The sequence below is a fragment of the Microbacterium sp. NPDC012755 genome, assembly GCF_042901325.1.
GTDB classification, from domain to species: domain Bacteria; phylum Actinomycetota; class Actinomycetes; order Actinomycetales; family Microbacteriaceae; genus Microbacterium; species Microbacterium natoriense.
The window spans coordinates 1,820,810-1,838,448 of record NZ_JBIBCT010000001.1 but is presented as its reverse complement, the minus strand read 5'-3'; the positions used below and the strand labels follow the sequence as shown (position 1 = coordinate 1,838,448).

Annotated in this window: 18 protein-coding genes and 1 tRNA gene; 7 read left to right on the top strand and 12 right to left on the bottom strand. The window is 70.1% G+C overall.

The window, feature by feature from the left end:
- Positions 1 to 97: 97 nt before the first annotated feature.
- From ACFY5A_RS08495 to ACFY5A_RS08475, 5 genes are all read right to left on the bottom strand, one after another.
- Positions 98 to 832, bottom strand: coding sequence for an ABC transporter permease (locus ACFY5A_RS08495; RefSeq protein WP_387233150.1), 735 nt, complete (start codon positions 830 to 832; stop codon positions 98 to 100).
- Complete coding sequence (locus ACFY5A_RS08490; RefSeq protein ID WP_387233147.1) at positions 829 to 1,590, bottom strand: ABC transporter ATP-binding protein; 762 nt, start codon at positions 1,588 to 1,590, stop codon at positions 829 to 831. Before ACFY5A_RS08490 ends, ACFY5A_RS08495 begins: the two co-directional genes overlap by 4 nt.
- A 372-nt stretch (positions 1,591 to 1,962) precedes the next feature.
- Positions 1,963 to 2,559 (bottom strand): TetR family transcriptional regulator, encoded by a 597-nt coding sequence (locus tag ACFY5A_RS08485; RefSeq protein WP_105674738.1) that lies wholly within the window; start codon positions 2,557 to 2,559, stop codon positions 1,963 to 1,965.
- 92 nt (positions 2,560 to 2,651) lie between these two features.
- Positions 2,652 to 3,407: an AAA family ATPase gene (locus tag ACFY5A_RS08480; RefSeq protein WP_341940224.1), complete on the bottom strand. Its 756-nt coding sequence runs from the start codon at positions 3,405 to 3,407 to the stop codon at positions 2,652 to 2,654.
- Positions 3,408 to 3,461: 54 nt separating this feature from the next.
- On the bottom strand, positions 3,462 to 4,958 hold the full coding sequence (locus tag ACFY5A_RS08475; RefSeq protein ID WP_341940225.1) for an L-serine ammonia-lyase, iron-sulfur-dependent, subunit alpha: 1,497 nt from the start codon (positions 4,956 to 4,958) through the stop codon (positions 3,462 to 3,464).
- Between the two features lie 174 nt (positions 4,959 to 5,132).
- Here ACFY5A_RS08475 and ACFY5A_RS08470 point away from each other — a divergent pair, with 174 nt between their 5' ends.
- Complete coding sequence (locus ACFY5A_RS08470) at positions 5,133 to 5,690, top strand: DNA starvation/stationary phase protection protein (RefSeq protein WP_341940226.1); 558 nt, start codon at positions 5,133 to 5,135, stop codon at positions 5,688 to 5,690.
- A 58-nt stretch (positions 5,691 to 5,748) separates the two neighbouring features.
- The gene (locus ACFY5A_RS08465; protein ID WP_387233143.1) at positions 5,749 to 6,051 is read left to right on the top strand and encodes a hypothetical protein; all 303 of its coding nucleotides are present in this window, start codon (positions 5,749 to 5,751) and stop codon (positions 6,049 to 6,051) included.
- A gap of 18 nt (positions 6,052 to 6,069) precedes the next feature.
- Here the strand turns inward: ACFY5A_RS08465 and ACFY5A_RS08460 are convergent, their stop codons facing one another.
- A complete protein-coding gene (locus ACFY5A_RS08460; RefSeq protein WP_105674748.1) occupies positions 6,070 to 6,417 on the bottom strand; it encodes an ATP-dependent DNA ligase in 348 nt (115 codons plus the stop codon).
- A gap of 78 nt (positions 6,418 to 6,495) precedes the next feature.
- Between ACFY5A_RS08460 and ACFY5A_RS08455 the strand changes: the two genes are divergently transcribed.
- From ACFY5A_RS08455 to ACFY5A_RS08445, 3 genes are all read left to right on the top strand, one after another.
- Positions 6,496 to 6,828: a hypothetical protein gene (locus ACFY5A_RS08455; RefSeq protein ID WP_105674750.1), complete on the top strand. Its 333-nt coding sequence runs from the start codon at positions 6,496 to 6,498 to the stop codon at positions 6,826 to 6,828.
- Positions 6,829 to 6,897: 69 nt separating this feature from the next.
- A complete protein-coding gene (locus ACFY5A_RS08450; protein ID WP_341940228.1) occupies positions 6,898 to 7,413 on the top strand; it encodes a hypothetical protein in 516 nt (171 codons plus the stop codon).
- Between the two features lie 68 nt (positions 7,414 to 7,481).
- On the top strand, positions 7,482 to 7,895 hold the full coding sequence (locus tag ACFY5A_RS08445) for a CBS domain-containing protein (protein ID WP_341940229.1): 414 nt from the start codon (positions 7,482 to 7,484) through the stop codon (positions 7,893 to 7,895).
- A gap of 106 nt (positions 7,896 to 8,001) precedes the next feature.
- Here ACFY5A_RS08445 and ACFY5A_RS08440 read toward each other — a convergent pair whose 3' ends face one another.
- A complete protein-coding gene (locus ACFY5A_RS08440) occupies positions 8,002 to 9,732 on the bottom strand; it encodes an L-aspartate oxidase (protein ID WP_387233138.1) in 1,731 nt (576 codons plus the stop codon).
- A gap of 77 nt (positions 9,733 to 9,809) precedes the next feature.
- Between ACFY5A_RS08440 and ACFY5A_RS08435 the strand changes: the two genes are divergently transcribed.
- Positions 9,810 to 10,739 carry a LysR family transcriptional regulator gene (locus tag ACFY5A_RS08435; RefSeq protein WP_105674891.1) on the top strand — a complete coding sequence of 310 codons (930 nt, stop codon included), beginning with the start codon at positions 9,810 to 9,812 and terminating at the stop codon, positions 10,737 to 10,739.
- Positions 10,740 to 10,933: 194 nt separating this feature from the next.
- Positions 10,934 to 11,509 carry a dihydrofolate reductase family protein gene (locus tag ACFY5A_RS08430; protein ID WP_341940231.1) on the top strand — a complete coding sequence of 192 codons (576 nt, stop codon included), beginning with the start codon at positions 10,934 to 10,936 and terminating at the stop codon, positions 11,507 to 11,509.
- Positions 11,510 to 11,595: 86 nt separating this feature from the next.
- On the opposite strand, the gene ACFY5A_RS08425 is transcribed toward ACFY5A_RS08430, so the two are convergent.
- The 5 genes from ACFY5A_RS08425 to ACFY5A_RS08405 form a co-directional block, all read right to left on the bottom strand.
- Positions 11,596 to 14,949 carry an ATP-binding protein gene (locus ACFY5A_RS08425; protein ID WP_387235911.1) on the bottom strand — a complete coding sequence of 1,118 codons (3,354 nt, stop codon included), beginning with the start codon at positions 14,947 to 14,949 and terminating at the stop codon, positions 11,596 to 11,598.
- The gene (locus ACFY5A_RS08420) at positions 14,946 to 15,608 is read right to left on the bottom strand and encodes a DUF4194 domain-containing protein (protein WP_223587109.1); all 663 of its coding nucleotides are present in this window, start codon (positions 15,606 to 15,608) and stop codon (positions 14,946 to 14,948) included. Before ACFY5A_RS08420 ends, ACFY5A_RS08425 begins: the two co-directional genes overlap by 4 nt.
- Positions 15,601 to 17,064: a DUF3375 domain-containing protein gene (locus ACFY5A_RS08415; RefSeq protein WP_387233133.1), complete on the bottom strand. Its 1,464-nt coding sequence runs from the start codon at positions 17,062 to 17,064 to the stop codon at positions 15,601 to 15,603. Before ACFY5A_RS08415 ends, ACFY5A_RS08420 begins: the two co-directional genes overlap by 8 nt.
- Before the next feature lie 56 nt (positions 17,065 to 17,120).
- On the bottom strand, positions 17,121 to 17,417 hold the full coding sequence (locus ACFY5A_RS08410) for a hypothetical protein (RefSeq protein WP_341940233.1): 297 nt from the start codon (positions 17,415 to 17,417) through the stop codon (positions 17,121 to 17,123).
- Between the two features lie 146 nt (positions 17,418 to 17,563).
- Positions 17,564 to 17,636 (bottom strand) — tRNA-Arg (locus ACFY5A_RS08405).
- Between the last annotated feature and the right edge of the window lie 3 nt (positions 17,637 to 17,639).

The window sequence follows — 17,639 nt, the reverse complement described above, 5'->3', positions numbered from 1 at the left end:
TGGCCACCGACACGCCGACGGGCGGCACCCTGAACACGGAGTGTCGGCATCTGCGTCCGAAATCGTGCCCGCCCCTGCTCGACGTCGTGCGCTGCGCTCAGCGCGTGCGCCTCCGCAACGTCAGCGCCGCCAGCACCAGCGCGCCCACCGCGAACGCCGCGACCACGAGCAGCGGCCCGTACACGTCCCATCCCTCGTCGCCGGTCGTGACCGCGCCGATCGCATCGATCGCATAGCTCAGCGGCAGCCAGTCCGAGATCGCGTGCAGCACGTCGGGCATCTGATCCCTCGGCATGAAGAGTCCGCCGAGGATGATCTGCGGGAACACCAGCAGCGGCATGAACTGCACCGCCTGGAACTCGGTCTGCGCGAAGGCGCTCGCGAGCAGTCCGAGCGCGGTGCCGAGCAGCGCGTCGACCACGGCGACGAGGCCGAGCTGCCACAGCGGACCCTCGACGTCGAGTCCGCACACCCCGACCGCGAACGACACCGTGATCACGGCCTGCAGCACCGCCATCAGACCGAACGCGAGCGCATACCCCAGGATGAAGTCGGCCTTGCCGAGGGGCGTCGTCATGAGCCTCTCGAGGGTGCCCGACCGACGCTCCCGCAGCGTCGTGATCGAGGTGATCAGGAACATCACGATGAACGGGAACAGCGCGAGGATCGCCCCGCCGAAGCGGTCGAAGACGCCGTCCTGGTCGCTGAACAGCCACGCGAACAGCCCGACCAGCAGGCTCGGCGCGATCAGCATCAGCGCGATGGAGCGCGGATCGTGTCGCAGCTGCCCGAGCACGCGTGCGGCGGTGGCGAGCATCCGTCGGCCGTTCATTCCGACACCTCCCTGCGGCTGCGGCGGCCCGACCCGTGGGCTGCACGGTCCCTCTCGATCAGGGCGAGGAACGCGGCCTCCGGATCGGACGTCCCGGTGTCATCGAGCAGCGCCCGCGGGGTCGTGTCGGCGATGATGCGGCCGTCGCGCATGAGCAGCAGCCGGTCGCAGCGCAGCGCCTCGTCCATGACGTGACTCGACACGATCATCGTCACGCCGCGATCGGCCAGTGCGCGGAACAGCCCCCAGAGCTCGGCCCGGAGGACGGGGTCGAGGCCCACGGTCGGCTCGTCCAGCACGACGAGCTCCGGAGCGCCGATCAGCGCCATCGCGAGAGACACCCGCGTGGACTGCCCACCACTGAGGGACTCGACGAGCTGCCCCGCCTGATCGCGGAGACCGACCTCGTCGATGACGCGGTCGACGTCTCCCTTCGGCGCCCTCAGCAGCGCCGCGAGGTACGACAGGTTCTGCCGCACGGTCAGATCCCCGTAGACCGCGGCCCCCTGCGTCCCATAGGCGACGCGATTCCGCAGGCGTGCCGAGCCACCGGGCTCGCCGAGCACGGAGACCTCACCCGAGGCGATCCGCTGCACGCCGACGATCGATCTCATCAGCGTCGTCTTGCCGCACCCCGACGGGCCGAGGAGCCCCGTGATCTCTCCGCGCGGGATCGTCAGGTCGATGCCGTCGAACACGCGCGTCCGCCCCCGCCGCACCCGCAGCTGGGTGATCTCGACCGCCGAGTTATTCATCATGTGATGAATTATGCGCCCGGGCGCCGCCGAGGTCAATGGATGTCGTGGCGGGGCGGACTCATCTGCGCCCGGACACAACTTCGGACCTCACCCCGGGCACAACTTCGGACCTCACCCCGGGCACAACTTCGGACCTCACCCCGGGCACAACTTCGGATCTCACCCCGGGCACAACTTCGGACCTCGATTCCGACACGCCGCATCGGAGGGCCGGCCACGGCGTGTCGCCCACTCCACTCCGAAGCTGTGCCCGGGGCACGGCATCATCTCCGCACCGCACCGCACGAATCGGCCGAGACGAGGGCGCCACGGCATCCCCTCCACACCGGGCCAGTCGGCAGAGACACGGGGGAGGCCGCGGCATCCGTCGCGTCAGTCGAAGAGGTACCGCTGCACCGTCGGTGCGACCCTGGCGACGAGCTCGTCGATCGGCGCCGCCGTCAGCGCGGGGAGCTTCACGACGTACCGTGCGATGAGGAGCCCCGCCACCTGGGAGGCGACGAGGCTGGCGCGCAGCTGCGCATCGTCGACGCCGAGGGTCTTGGCGATGCGTCCGATCAGCTCGCGCGAGAGGAACCCCGCCAGCAGCGGCGTCGTGAGCTTGCTGCCGATCGCGGTGCGGATGAGCATGACCCCGCGGCGGCGGATCTCCGGCTGCTCGAACGAGTCCAACAGGTAGCGGATGAGCCGCTCCCCCACCTCGTCCTGCGGGCCGGCGAGGATCGCGGGCACGTCGATGTCGGGCCGGAGCGGGATGCCGACGGCCTCGGCGAACAGATCGGCCTTGGTGCCGAAATAGTGGTGCACGAGCGCGGAGTCCACCCCGGCGCGCGCGGCGATCGACCGGATCGTGGAGCCGTCGTATCCGTGCTCGCCGAACTCGTCGACCGCCGCTCCGATGATCCGCTCCCGCGAGTCCGTTCCTCCGCGGGGGCGCCCGCGGCGCCGCGGCGCTCTCGACTCGGTCATGCTCGACAGCCTACGACCCCGGTGACCGCTCTGCGCCGTCGGCACCTGCGTTCAGGTGACCGCGGCCTGCGGCCCCGCCGCCGCACATGAGCTCAGGCGAGGAGGTGCCGCAGGTAGCGCTCCGGCGAGTCGAGGAACGACCGCCAGTGGTTCACGAGTTCGAGGTCGTTCCACGCGGCGGGGCGGATGCCCCAGTCACCGACCTCGAGGATCTGCGCACCGGGCAGGGCGGCGAGCACCGGCGAGTGCGTGGCGCACAGCACCTGACCGCCGTCGTCGACGATGCGCTGGAGCACGGCGATGAGCGCGAGCGTCGACTGGAACGACAGCGCCGCCTCGGGCTCGTCGAGACAGTAGAAGCCGGGCTCGTCGAAGCGGCTCTCCAGGATCGCGAGGAACGACTCGCCGTGGCTCATCTCATGGAACGGGATGTCGGGACCCCTCGTCGACGGATTCTCTTCGAGGTACGTGTAGAACGAGTGCATCGTCTCGGCCCGCAGGAAGAAGCCCCAGCGGTTGGCCCCCACGCCGCGCTGCAGTCGGATCCAGTCCGACAGCGGGGACTCGGTCGGGCGGGTGCTGTGCATGGCCTGACGGGAACCGCCCTCGGGCGAGAGCCCGTAGGCCACGGCGACCCCCTCGACGATGGTCGACTTGCCGCTGCCGTTCTCGCCCACCAGGAAGGTCACTCCTGGGGCGAGGTCGATGCCGTCACGCAGCACCTGCGCGACGGCGGGGATGCTGGTCGGCCACTGCCGGCTCGGCGCCGGAGCGTCGTCGGCGGGGCGCACCGCCACCACCGGCTGCTCGCGGCGACGCCTGCTGCCGGCCTTCCAGATCGACTCCATGCCACCTCCTCCGAGGAGGCTACCCGGAGCCGCTGACATGAGACGGGGATGCCGTCAGCACTCGATGACGTTGACCGCGAGGCCGCCCTCGCTGGTCTCCTTGTACTTCGTCGACATGTCGAGTCCGGTCTGGCGCATGGTCTCGACGACGGCATCCAGGGAGACGTAGTGGCTGCCGTCGCCGCGCAGGGCGAGGCGGGTCGCGGTGACGGCGGTCGACGCCGCGATCGCGTTGCGCTCGATGCAGGGGATCTGCACGAGGCCCCCGATGGGGTCGCACGTGAGCCCGAGGTGGTGCTCCATCGCGATCTCCGCGGCGTTCTCGATCTGCCGGTTGGTGCCGCCCATGACGGCGGTGAGCCCGCCGGCGGCCATGGCGCACGCCGATCCGACCTCGGCCTGGCATCCGCCCTCCGCGCCGGAGATCGAGGCGTTCGCCTTGAACAGCGATCCCAGAGCGGTCGCGGTGAGCAGGAAGCGGCGGATGCCACGGCGGCGGTTCGCCTCGGCGACGGCGTCGGGGTCTTCGATCGCGCCGACCGCGACGAGCGACGCCTCCGCGCCGAAGCCGAGCAGGGCGCTGCCGACGAGCTCGCCGTAGGGGGTCACCGCGTTGCCCGCGCCGAGACCAGAGTCGGCGAGGAAGCGCCACCAGTACATCGCGACGGCGGGCAGGATGCCTGCCGCACCGTTCGTCGGGGCCGTGACCACGCGTCCGCCGGCGGCGTTCTCCTCGTTCACCGCGAGAGCGAAGGCGCCCAGCCATTCGCCCGGGAGCTCCCGGTGGCCGTCCGCCTCCGAGGCGTCGAGCTGCGCGCGGATCGTTCCCGCGCGACGCTTCACCTTGAGGATGCCGGGAAGGACGCCGTCGGCGTGCAGCCCTGCGTCGACGCATGCGGCCATCGCGTCCCAGATCGCGTCCAGCCCCGCGGCGACCTCCTCCTCGCTGCGCATCGCGGTCTCGTTGAGACGCGCGAGCTCGGCGATCGTGAGCCCGTTCTCATCGCACAGCGCGAGGAGGGACGCGGCATCCGCATACGAGTACGGCAGGGCGGCGGTGGAGAGCTTCGCCTCCTCGCCGTCGCGGCGGATGAAGCCGCCGCCGATCGAGTAGTAGGTCTCCTCCGCGACGGTGCCGCCGTCGGCATCCCAGGCCGTGATGGTCATGGCGTTCGGGTGACCCGGGAGGCGCGTGCGGGGCGCGAAGACGATGTCGTCCTTGCTGAACGCCACCTCGTGCGTGCCGTTCAGGCGGAGCGACGCCCCCGCGGGGAAGTCGGTCCACGCCGAGCGGACATCGGCGGGGTCGCAGGTCTCCGGGGCGAGTCCGCGGAGACCGGCGACGACGGCATCCGGCGTCCCGTGACCGATGCCGGTGGCGCCGAGTGAGCCGTAGAGCGTGCTGCCGACCCTGGTGACGCGGTCGATCGCGTCGGTCGCTCCGAGCCGCCCGGCGAACTCGAGAGCCGCCCGCATCGGGCCGACCGTATGGGAGCTCGAGGGTCCCACTCCGATGGAGAACAGGTCGAAGGCCGAGACGTACGCAGTCACCGTCTCAGCCTACGCCCCGCGCCCTCGGCGACGGCGTGTCTCCGCGATCCCGACGCGCGTGTACCTCCCCCGGTCGACGCGCGCAAGGCCGTTCCCCTCACCGGCATCCGCACCTAGCGTGAGCCGTTCACGGACGACGAGACGACAGACCACCACGAAGGGACGGCGACGCACATGAGCGCTGCAGACATCAAGAAGACCGGCAAGACCGCGACGAGATCGCCGCGGTCGTCCACCGCGCGGCGCACGGCGAAGGAGGGAGCAGAGTCGGCGTTCACCGCCTCGGCCGCCCTGACGGACGACCTCCAGCGCGTCCTCGTCGATCTCATCGAGCTCGCGAGCCAGGGCAAGCAGCTGCATTGGAACGTCGTCGGCAGGAACTTCCGCGACACGCACCTGCAGCTCGACGAGATCATCGACGCGGCGCGCGGCTTCGCCGACACGATCGCCGAGCGGATGCGGGCGCTGCACGCGCTCCCCGACGGGAGGAGCGCCGTCGTGGCGAAGAGCACCACGCTCGCCGACGCGCCGCAGGGGGAGATCCTCACCAGCGACGCCATCGATCTGATGACCGCCCGGCTCGACGCGGTCGCCGCGACCTGCCGCGATGTGCACGACGAGGTCGATGAGGAGGATCCGACGAGCGCCGACATGCTGCACGCGATCCTCGAGAGGGTCGAACAGCTCTCCTGGATGGTCAGCGCGGAGAACCGCACTCCGAAGACGAAGTGACGACGTGCCGGAGGCGGCTGTCACCCGCCGCCTCCGGGCATCGGCGATACTGGGCGGTATGGGCAGGCTGAAGTACGACGGCACCTCGGGGCCGATCCCGATCGACGATGTCACTCTCGCGCACGTGAAGATCGTCATCTCGACGAAGCTGCGGCGTCAGGAGAGCTTCATGCTCACCTGGAGGCCGGAGGGCGACGGGCCGGACGCGCGCATGACCATCTGGATCCATCCGGCGATCCCCCTGCAGTTCGGATTCGACCACGCCGAGATCCCCGCGCTGGATCCGTCGCGCGTGACGGCCATGATGAATCGGCTCAACGCCTCGGGCGAACTCAACCTCGACCAGCTCGATCTCCCCTGACCCCGCGCCCGCTGCGCCTCAGATCGGCGGAGTGACCGGCACCTCGCCCGACCCCGGCTCCGAGCCGGCCTCCGCGGGCTCCGGCACCAGGTAGAGGCCGCTCGGCGCGTTGGCGGTGAACGCGAGCGCCTCGATCCAGGCCCGATTGATCGACGGCTGCCTGCTGCCGAAGTACTTGAACACCAGGGCGCTGCCCGGCTGGATCCACACGGTCGTCCGCCCGCCGCCCACGCTCGCGTCCTCACGCCAGCTGAACGGGAACGGCTCGCCCCGACGCAGCTTCGCCGTGATCACCAGCTGAAGGTGCGTGAGGGCACGATCCTCGATCTCGGTCTTCACATCGCCCTCGTAGACGAACTTGCCCATCCGTTGTTCTCCTCGACTCGATGACAGAGGCCCGACGAATGCTGTCGGACCAAACCCTCTCTGCGTAGCGTAGAACGCATGGGCATGTTCTATTACGGCAACGCCGACGATCCGATCCACATCGACGACCTCGCCCTGGCGCACCTCAAGGTGGTCGTGGCGACCAAGCTCCGTCGCAACGAGAGCTTCACCCTGTCGTGGGCGCACCCGGAGGGCGACGTCCCCGGTCGCTCGACGATCTGGCTGCATCCGTCGATCCCGCTGCGGTTCGTGTTCGACGATCCCACTCCCCCTCCGCTGCAGCCGGAGTGGATCGCGGCGATGGCGAACTCCGCGAACTCCTCCGGCGGGATCGTCCTCGTCACGGCCGACATGATCTCCAGCGAAGACGGGATCACTGCGGAGGACTGAAGTCAACCCCCTGCGCCACAGCATCCGCGTCTGCCTAGCCTGAGGGCCGACACGGAGGAGGTGCGGTCCATGGACGCACGAGACGACCGCGGTGCAGACGACGTCGGCATTCCCGACGACGAGGGGTACGTTCCCACGACCACCCACGCGGAGTGGGGAGCAGGGTCGCCGCGCCTGCGCATCGCCCGCGACGACGACCGCGCCGAGTACGCGATCGAGTCCGACCTGGTGCGGATCGGCTCGGCCGACGACAGCGACCTGCGCCTCGCCGACACCGAGCCGCTGCACGCCACCATCACGCACGACGAGCGCGACGAGTACGTCCTCGAGCTGCACGGGGAGGGCGAGATGAACGCCAGCCCCGGCACGGATGCCACGCACGGAGGCGCCCGCACGGAGACGCTCCGCACCGGAGCCCGGTTCACCGCCGGACCGTGGACCCTCGTGTTCGCCCGCGAGGAGTTCGCCGACCACGGACGCCCGTATGGAGGACGAGAGGGAGGCGAGTACTCGGATCAGCCCGTGCAGCCCCCGCGGCCGGACTACTCGGACGGCCCGGAGCGGGATCCGCGCACCGGCGCCTGACACGGCATCCGCGGATCACGGCGCATCGCAGGACATCAGGACGAACGATCGAGACGAGAGGGAAGACGATGACCACCGCACGAGAGATCATGACCCCCAGCCCGCGCTGCATCGGCGAGAACGACTCGCTGCAGATCGCCGCGACACTGATGGCCCAGCTGGATGTCGGCGCGCTGCCGATCTGCGGGGAGGACAGCAGGCTGAAGGGGATGCTCACCGACCGCGACATCGTCGTCGGCGCGATCGCCGCAGGCCTCGACCCCGACAGCACGCCCGCCGGTGCGCTCGCCAAGGGCAAGCCCGTGACGGTCGCCGCCGACGATGACGTGCGCGTGGCCCTCGACCTCATGCGGGAGCATCAGATCCGCCGTCTTCCCGTGATCGAGGATCACCTGCTGGTCGGCATCCTGAGCCAGGCGGACGTGGCGCTGTCGCTGTCGGCGGCCGCGACCGGCGCGACCGTCGCCGACATCAGCCGCTGACGTCCCGCCCGCTCCGGTCGCTCCGGGTTCGCTCCGGTCGCGAAAGATCCCGCTCCGGGGGAACCTGAGCGGGATCTTTCGCGACGGGAGCTGGTGGAGCGCCGGGCTACTCGACGAGCTTGCCCTTCGTGTCGACCTCGCGCATCAGCTCGGCGATCTCGGCGGGGATCGGCGGGATCTCCTCGCGCGTGATGCCCTCGCGCGGGCTCCAGACGAGGTTGACCTGCAGCGTCGGGTCGGTGTCGGGGAAGTCGCTGCGGTTGTGGCATCCGCGGGTCTCGCGACGCTCCAGCGCGGCCTCCAACGTCGCGCGCGCCGCCAGCGCCGAGGCCTTGAGGTCGAAGGCGTGAGCGAGGTCCTGGAACCCGGCGATGTCGGGGTGGATGCCGACGTCCTCCATGCGCCCCTCGATGAGGTCGAGCTCGGCGAGTCCGGTGCGGAGCCCCTCCTCCGAGCGGACCACCCCGGCGTAGGCGGTCATGGTGTCGCGGATCGCACGCTGCAGGGCGCGCACGTTCTCCCGCCCGTCCGCGGCGAGGAGGTCATCGATCTCGGCCCGCGCCTGCGCCACGGCATCCGCCGAACGGCGCTGGGCGTCGAGGCCTGCGGCGTGCGCCATCGCGGCCTGTCCGACGATCCGCCCGTACACGAGCAGCTCGATGAGCGAGTTGCCGCCGAGGCGGTTCGCTCCGTGCAGACCGCTGGACGCCTCGCCGATCGCGTACAGCCCGTCGACGTCGGTCTGGTGATCCTCCGGCCGCACCCACACGCCGCCCATCGAATAGTGGGCCGTCGGGGCGATCTCGATCGGGTCGGTCGTGATGTCGAGCATCTGCAGCTCCATCATCGTCTGGTAGACCCGGGGCAGCCTCGTCATGATCGTCTCTCGGGGCAGGTGCGAGACGTCGAGCCACACGCCGCCGTTCTCGGTGCCCCGTCCCTCGGCGATCTCGGTGTACGCGGCGAGCGCGACGCGGTCGCGGGTGGACAGCTCCATCCGCTCCGGGTCGTACTTCGGCATGAAGCGCTCGCCGAGGGCGTTGCGCAGGACACCGCCCTCGCCGCGGGCGGCCTCGGAGATGAGGGTGCCCGCCGCGTTCTCCGGCTCGATGATGCCGGACGGGTGGAACTGCACGAGCTCGGGGTCGCGCAGGCGGGCGCCCGCGTCGACCGCGAGCCGGAAGGAGTCTCCGGTGTTCTCGTCGCGGCGGGAGGAGGTGCGCCGCCAGATGCGGTTGTGTCCACCGGCGGCGAGGATCACGGCGTCCGCATGGATCAGGTACCGCGTGCCGTCGGCCTGGTCGAATCCGTAGGCGCCGAACACGACGTTGTCGCGCACGAGGAGACGCGTGATGTAAACGCCGTCGAGGATCGGCACGTCGAGCTGCTCGGCCCGCCGCACGAGGGTGCGCTGGATCTCGAGGCCCGTGTAGTCGCCGGCGAAGGCGGTGCGTCGGAAGGTGTGGGCGCCGAAGAAGCGCTGCGAGATGCGGCCGTCGTCTTCACGGGCGAAGTCCATGCCCCAGCGCTCGAGGTCGCGGATGCCGCGCTCGGCGCCCTGGGTCACGATCTCGACCGTGTGCGGGTTGGCGAGCAGGTAGCTCTCCGTGATGGTGTCGGCGGCGTGCTGCTGCCAGCTGTCTTCGGCATCCATCGTGCCGAGGGCCGCGTTGATGCCGCCGGCGGCGAGTGATGTGTGCGCGTCGTTCCGCGGTCGTTTGCCGACGGCGACGACGTCGACGCCGTGCTCGGCGATCTCGATCGCCGCTCGCAGCCCCGATCCGCCCGTGCCGATGACGAGGACGGTGGTGGAGATCTGACGTTCGCGTGTACTCATGTCGGCCACGCTAGTTAGGGTCGCCTAATAACTCCAATGCATAGTCCGAGTCAGAATCATGCGGCTAAGCTATGGCCATGAATCTGGAGCAGCTGCGCGGCTTCGTGGAGGTCGCCCGGCTCGGGCACTTCACCAGAGCCTCCGAGAGCCTGCACCTGGCGCAGCCCTCGCTGAGCCGGCAGATCTCCACACTCGAGCGTGAGCTCGGGGCCGAGCTGTTCCACCGGGCACGCGGACACATCGCCCTCACCGCCGCAGGAGAGACGCTGCTCCCCCGGGCGCAGCGGATGCTCGCCGAGGCCGACGCCATCCGCGAGGAGATGGGCGAGCTGGCCGGGCTCCGCCGCGGACGCGTGCGCCTCGGGGCTCCGCCGACCCTGTGCATCAGCCTCGTCGCCGAGGCCCTCAGCGCGTTCCACTCCTCCTACCCCGACGTCGACCTCCATCTCACCGAGAGCGGCTCCCGCCTGCTCGTCGAGCAGCTGGCGGTAGGCGCTGTCGACATCGCCCTCATCACCGAGTCGACGGCGCAGCCCGTTCCGGGGGTGAGCCTCACACGTACCCCTCTACTCGCCGAGGAGCTGGTGGTCGTGTCATCCGCCGCCCATCCCCCGATCGCCGAGGACGCGGTGATCGACATCCACCGGCTGTCCACGCTGCCGCTCATCGTCTTCGACGACAGCTACTCCCTGCGGACGACGACGGATGCCGCCTTCCGCGCCGCCGACCTCACCCCGAACGTCGTGCTGGAGGGGGCGGAGATGGATGCCGTGCTCCGCTTCGTCGAGCGCGGAGTCGGCGTCGCCGTCGTGCCCGCCATGGTGCTGCTCGATCGACCCGAGCTGCGGTCGGTCCGCTTCGCGCACCCCTCGATGACGCGCACGATCAGCCTCGCCCACCGCTCTGACGTGACACCTGCGCTCGCGGTGGCGGCGATGCGCCACGCGATCATCTCCACGGCGACCGAGGTCGCCCGCCGCGACCCCGCCATCACGAGCCTGCTCTAGCCGTCGCGCCCACCGCCCCGCCGCGCCCACCGAGCCGTCGCGCATGGTGGGTGCCTACGCATCCGATCCGCCATTCTCGACGCTCCTGAAGATCGCCGGACGAAGATTCGGGACGGATGTCGATCCGCGCGCATCTCGTTCGACGCAGTAGTGAGACGATCGAACGGCGATCGTCACCGCAGAAAGGAAGCATCATGGCCCGCGAACTCGTCTACACCGGATTCATCACCGTCGACGGCATCGTCGACTCCCCCGGAGGCACCGTGGAGGGCCACCGCAGCGGCGGCTGGGTGTTCGACACCGCGTTCGACCCGGCCGCGTACTCCCTGAAGGGCGAAGAGCTGGCCGACACCACCGCCCTCGTGTTCGGCCGCCGCAGCTACGAGGCGTTCTCGGCGTTCTGGCCGACCTCCGAAGACCACGCCGCTTACCAGGAGCTTCCGAAGTACGTCGTCTCGTCGACCCTCGACGAGAGCGCGCTGGTCGACGGCTGGGGCCCGACGATCATCCTCCGCTCCTCGGAGGATGTCGCGCGCCTGAAGGAGTCAGGTGAGGGCGCTCTCTTCATCCACGGCAGCGCCGAGCTGGCCCGCCGCCTCGGCGAGGATCGCCTGATCGACCGGTACAACCTGCTGATGTTCCCGTACCTGCTCTCGGGCGGCAAGAGCATCTTCAGCTCCGAGGACCGCGACCGCCAGAACCTGCGCCTCCTCGACTCCGAGGCCTACGCGAACGGCGTCGTCAAGCTCGTCTACGCCGTCGAGCACTGAGCGCTCCCGCAGTCCGCATCCGGTGAGCCGTCGGCGGACGGCTCACCGGATGGCGCTTCAGTGCTCTCCGTCCGGCGCCGCCCCGCTCACCCGATATCCGGGAGCCCGACCTTCGCCTTGGCCCAGGAGCGGCCCCTGGTGTCCTTGAGGATGTCGTACTCGACGTCGACGTGCGGCTCGATCGCGCTGTACTTGTCGTTCGGCGCGCCGATGACGAGCTGGAACCCGAGCCCGCGCCACGCGCCGATCGCCCGCTTCGTGAAGTGCGCATCGGCCTTGATCAGCGCCTCGTCCATGAACACCGGCGCGTAACGAGGACGCGGGGCGCCGGCGTCGCCGAGCTGGTAGCGCAGCGCGGCGCCGACGATGAACGCCACGAGCTCCTGCGACTCGCCTCCGGACTTCTCCCCGATGTGGTCGTAGAGGGCGACATGCTCGCGAGTGACGGCGTGGATGCGCTCCGCGCTCACCCGCACGTGGTTGCGCACGTCGATGAGCTCCGCGAAGTCCGGAGCGGTGCGCCGCATCCGCCCGATGAGACGGCTCATCCTGCGGTAGACGGCATCGCGCTCGGCATCCGTGGAGGCGGCCTCGATCAGCTGCCTGACCTCGCGGAGCTCCCTGAGGAATCGCTTGCGCGCCTCGGACTGGTTCTCCCGCGGCGCGATCTGCAGCCGGTGATCGTCGTCGTAGAAGGGCAGCTCGGCCATGATCCGGTTGATCGGCTCGATGCGGTCCTTGATCTCGCGACGGGAACGGGCGAGCGTGGAGTCGAGACTCGTGAGGTCGTTGCCGGAGAGCTTGAGGAGACTGTCCCGCCACTCGATCTCGAGCTCGTGCAGCCCGTTGGTCTGCAGCGCCTCCAGGATGCTCTCGAACTCGGCGACCGACTCGTCGGGGTCGGGCAGGATCGTGAGGTCGTTCCAGCGCTCCAGGAAGCCCGTCATGAGCCGGCGCATGCTCTCGCGCTGCTCGTCGTGGGCCTCCGCGGCGGCACGACGATCCTCGAGCAGACGCTGAGCGGCGGTGCGCAGGGCAGTGTCGAGGTGCGCGAGCCGCTGCGCGGCGGTCGGGCTCGCCGCGTCGACGAGCAGGAACCGGGAGTCGAGGAAGGACGCATGGCCGTCTTCCAGCGCGATGCCGCCGGCGTCGGCAGCATCGATCACGCTCTGGCAGGCGTCGACCTCGTCCGTGACCTGAGCCCAGTGCGCCTGCGCCTGCTCCAGGTCGCTCGTCAGCCGAGCCTCCTCCTGGCGGAGACGACCGGCGCGGACCTTCAGCTCATCGGCCTGCCGCGTGAGCTGCGCGATCTCGGGGTTCCCCTCGGTGACCTCCGCCTCGACGGCGAGCCAGCGCATGCGCTCCGCCTCGACCGCAGCGACGTCGATCTGCTCCCAGGTGAGATCCTCGATCCTCGCGAACGCCTTCGAGCGCGCCTCGATGCGGTCGAGCGCGGTCTCGGCATCCTGCGCCGCCGATGCCGCCTCCTCGTACCGGGAGGCGAGCTCCTGCAGCTGCTCGTCGAGCTCGCGCAGCCGACGGTCGTTCGTGAAGCCGAGCAGGTTGCCGCGGCCCTGCCCGCCGTGCGCGCCACGGCTACCCTGCGACACCTGTCCGGTGATCGTGAGCGCCTTCTGATGGTCGCCGAGCTGCGCCGAGGAGTCGACGCAGACGTACCCGAAGCGCTCCTGCAGACGCTGCTGCAGCCATCCGGTGAACGGGCTCTTCTGGTGGTCGAGGCGACCGGGGAGCGTCTTTGCGTCTGCGGCGCGCAGCTCGGCCAGCCCGGTGTGCACGCCCTCATAGTTCAGCCGCTCCGGAGTGCGGATGCCGTTGATCGCCGCGCGGAAGCCGTCGAGATGGGCGACGTCGATCAGAAGCGTCCTCGCGAAGCCGCCGAGGGCGAGGTTGAACGCCTCGCGCCAGGGCTCGAACTCGGTGCGCACCTCGACGAGCTCGCCGACGAAGGGCAGCTCGCTCGGATCGAGCCCGGCCGCCTCCGCCAGCATGTTGCGGGACTCGTCCAGGTGCGCGGGGATGCTGCTGCGCATCCGGCTCGTGCGGTCCCGCTCACCCTGCGCACGATCCAGCTCGGACTTCGCCGTTCGACGCGCGGTCTCGGCGTCGGCGAATTCGGCGCGCAGGTCGCGCACCGACACACCGGGCGCCGCGCTGCGGGCTCCCTTCACGAGAGCCTCGAAGTCCGCCGCAGACGTCACGTCGGCGCCGAGCTCCTTCGCGACGAGGTCGAAGCGCTCACGCTCGCGGCGCACCTCCTCCAGACGACGCTCGGCGACCCTGAGCTCGCGCTGCGCCGTCTCCAGCCGGTCTCCGCCCGACTGGCGCAGCACGTCGAGAAGCCCCTCGCGCTCCACGTCAGCCGCCTCGACGAGCGCGCGCTTCTCCCGGACGGAGAGCTGCAGCGAACGCGTGCGGTCGCCCAGCTCCGTCTCGACCTCACGCAGCAGACCGAGGCGACGCTCGGCGCTCCACAGTGCGGCGAGAGACGACGGCTCGGAGAACACGCCCACCTCGTCGATCACGCGCACGCGCTCTGCTGCCGCCGCGATCCGCTCCTTGATGCCGCGGATCGGCTCGAGCGCGCTCACCTGCTGCTTCGCGGTGAGCATGCGCGTGCGCGTGCTCTCGAGTTCGTCGAAGTGCGCGACCACGGCATCCGCCGTCGCCATCGTCTCCGGCTCTTCGAGCACGAGCTTCTTGTAGAGGTCGTCGACCGTGGTGATCTGCTGACCAGCCTGGATCCGCGCGAGGAGGCTGATCGCCTTCGCACCGGAGCCCGCGGCGCCGATGCCGAGCACGGCGTGCAGGCGCGCGGAGAACTCGCGATCGGTGGCGAGGGTCTCCAGCCCGGCGTCGCGGACGGCGGCGTCGGAGAGGCGCTGCGCCGCGGCCTGCTCCAGCCGCGCCAGATCGAACGGGCCGTTCACGGTGGCGCGCACGCGGACGGTGTCTTCGAGGACCCGCGCGTCGGCGGGGATGTACCACGCACGCACCGCGGTGAATCGGGTCCCGTCGTGGTCGAGCCACGTCGTCGCGATCGCGCTCCAGGTGTCTTCGCCGTCTCCGCGGAGGACCCGCAGCTTCGTGCCGTCCTCCGTGCGGGACTCGTCGATCTTGCCTCGACCGTAGGACAGGATGTTCCGCTGCTCGTCTCCGCGCGGGCGGCCGGTGACGCCGCCGTTCGATGCGCCGTTGAAGGGCGTCGTGTGCGGCATCATGAGCGCGATGTAGGCGTCCATCAGCGTGGACTTGCCCGACCCCGATCCACCGCAGAGCAGGGTCGCGTAGGGCGAGAATCGCACGCGGTGCGGTCCGCCGTCGTATCCGCCCCAGTTGATCAGCTGCAGGTCTTCGGCGACCCACTGCTGCCCCCGCGAACCGGCGGGGATGAGTCCGAAGAGCGTGTCCACCATCGTCATCGCGCGACGACCTCCTGCGATCGCAGCCATTCTCGAAGCTCCTTGAGCGTCTCCGCGCTGAGGACGACCTCGACGAGGGCGCTGATCCGGTAGCGCCCGCTGGTCTCCTCGTGCACGATGCCCTCTCGGTCGAGGCGGTCCAGGGCGTTCCTGATCGCCTTCTGCTGCCTGGCCGTGCTGCCCTCGACCTCGGTGAAGTAGCTCAGCACGGTCTGCTCGACGTCTTCGACGTCGATGCGGACGGATGCCTCGCCCGCGGCCGACTCGCGCTGGTAGACCGTGCGCAGATGCACGAGCACGAGGGTCTCGGCGCGCGAGTACGGGGTGTCCTTGAGGAGGACGGGCATGTCGATCTCGTCGGAACGCAGCTGCTGCTTGTAGGCGAAACCGCGGCCGTGGTCGACGACCAGACGGAGGTACAGGTCGTTCAGGCGCGACTCGATCACCTGCTGGTGGTCGAGCAGCAGCGTCCACTCGCGGCGGTTGCGCTCGGCGGCGATGAACCGGCGCTGGAGGATGTGCACGAGCACCCGTCGGATCTCGGGGTCGAGCGTTCCGCGGTCGCCCGGGAAGTGCTCCTCGATGTCGTCTTCCATCGCGACCGGGGAGATGAACGGATCATCGACCGGCGCCGCCGTCTCGAAGTCTTCGTCAGTCATGTGCTTCTTCCTTCGTGGTGCGAGCCGTGACCGCACCGAACGCGAACCGTCGCGTGGTGCCGTCCGGACGCAGGGCGACGACCACCGACACGTCGTCGCCCTCGCTCATGCCGTTGCGATGGGCGATCTCGAGCAGGCCGAGGAGGTCGACGGGGCGGCGGGTGTCGTCTGCGGCGTGCGCGAACGCCGTGCCGAGGTCGAACTCCTCCCCGAGGCCCGCGACGTACTCCTCCAGCTCCGCGTACCGCGGCCCGCCCCAGGCCCTGGTGTCGGCGTCGACGAACTCGACGTCGACGGCGTCCGCGAGCGGAGCCGGGGCTCCGGGCGGGCGGACGTCGCTCGAGGTCTGCCGGAGGTGGCCGAGATCGACGAGCGGCATGCTGCGCACCGGCTCGGCGACGGATCCCGCACCGCTCCACGCGTGGAGGCCGGCGATGACGTCGCGCAGCAGGTCGTCGATCTGACGGTCCCGCAGGGGGTCGTGGGTCTTCACCTGTCCTGTGATGACGTGGGATGCGCGGCGCTGTGCCGCCAGCACCTCCTCGACACCGAGCTCGACCCTGCGGCCGATCGCGTCGAGCTCGGCGCGACGGCTCCCGTCGAGCATCCGCGCGAACGGCTGCCTGAGCAGGGTGTGGAGCTGGTCGTTGAGCGCGTCGATGCGCTCCGGGTCGCCGATCAGCCGCAGCGCGCCGGAGAAGGCGCGTCCCTCGGGGGTCGACTGCATGACGTCCTGCGCACGCTGCAGGTACTCGCGGAGCACCTCGCCCGTCGGCCGTTCGTCACGGCGCAGATGGGCGACGACGTCGCGCTGCATCGCCTTGAGCGACTCCGCCACCCGGGTGAAGTCGGCCGGCAGCTCGCGCGCCAGGTGGAGGACGTTCTCGGCCTCTTCGAGCAGTTCCTCGTCGTCGAGGGGGTCGGCATGGCCGGACTCCTCGATCCGCGCGATCTCCGCGTCGAGCAGAGCCCGCTCCTCATGGAGGCGGGCGAGACGACGTGCGGGGTCAGCCTCCGCGCTGTCGGCCAGGTGCTCGACGGCCTCGAGGAGGGTCCGGACGCGGGAGTTGGAGACGCGGGTGCGTCCGCCGCCCGTTCGCCCGGCGATCTCCAGCGCCTCCACGGCGTGCGCGGAGAGACGGTACACCTCGACGTCGTCGTCGATCTGCTGCACCAGCCAGCCCAGACGGACCCAGTGCCGGCACACGTCGCGACCGCTACCCGCGGGCACCCGGCGGTCATCTTCGTCATCGTCCGCCGCCCTCAGCTCATCGAGCACCTCGGTCAGCTCGGCATGGGCTTCGGCGATCGGGACGGAGGCGCGATCCGCCGTGAACAGGATCGAGAGGGAGGCGACGACGAACGGCGCGAATCGGCCGTGGAGAAGGTCGAGGGTCGGCGTGCTGAACGCCGTGACAGCGCGGGAGTACGCGGCCTCGGCTCGGGATGCAGTCACACCTTCGAGATTATCCTGAGCGGCGGACGGGAGCCGACAGCAGGCTGGGCGAGCGACTACCGCTCTTCCCCGGATGCGGGCGCCCTCTCCCGGGCGAACTGACGCTTCACCTCCACGGCGCCGAAGACGAGGGTCAGCACGAAGATGAGATCGAAGATCACGGCGAAGACCGTGAACGAGATCCTCTCCGTGTCCGTCTGAGCGACCTCGCCGAACCACCCCAACACGGCGACGACGGTGAAGCACGCGGCGATCGCGCCGAGAGGCACAAGAGTCACGACTCCCCACACGATGCGTCGTGCCGCCGTGCGCGGCGGTCGGCGCAGACCCGCATGGAAGAGACCGGAGGACACGCTGCCGATACTAGCGGCCGTCCTCTGCCGGATGACGGCCGCAGACGGCGCTCCCGCCGCTCGAACCGTGGGACTCATAGCGCCCGTCAACGCAGAAACGGCCCCCGCCGAAGCGGAAGCCGTCTCATCACTGTCTCAACACAGTGTGCGCCCGAAGGGACTCGAACCCCTAACCTTCTGATCCGTAGTCAGATGCTCTATCCATTGAGCTACGGGCGCCCA